This is a genomic window from Vogesella mureinivorans, from assembly GCF_007644035.1.
Taxonomy (GTDB): Bacteria; Pseudomonadota; Gammaproteobacteria; order Burkholderiales; family Chromobacteriaceae; genus Vogesella; species Vogesella mureinivorans.
Genome location: NZ_VMTV02000004.1, coordinates 1 through 319, shown reverse-complemented (window position 1 = coordinate 319; position 319 = coordinate 1). Strand labels below are relative to the sequence as shown.

Sequence of the window (319 nt, the reverse complement as noted above, 5' to 3'; positions counted from 1 at the left end):
TCGCTGCGGCGGCGCCAAAGGCCCGCCACAGATGGGTCTGCCGCAGCAGCGGTTCCCGCACCTTGCCGAAGCGCTGCGGCTGCGTCAGGTGTCCGCTGCGTGCCTCCGGATCCATCAGGATCGCCCGCACCAGCGCGCGCAGGTCACCGCGCACGCCCTGGCCGTTGTTGTTGAATACCGCCGTCATCCGCGCGATGTAGGCCGGCGAGGGATTGCTGGTGACCAGGTTCTGGATCAGCCGGCGCGACAGGAAAGGCCCGACATTCGGGTGGTTGAAGATGTTGTCGAGCGCGAAGTCGAGATTGCTGTGCGGGGTGCC

At 67.4% G+C, this 319-nt stretch carries 1 protein-coding gene; it reads right to left on the bottom strand.

Going from position 1 to position 319, the window contains the following annotated elements:
• On the bottom strand, window positions 1–319 hold a 319-nt coding region (locus FLQ44_RS00375; RefSeq protein ID WP_147692575.1), incomplete at both ends, for a DUF1800 family protein.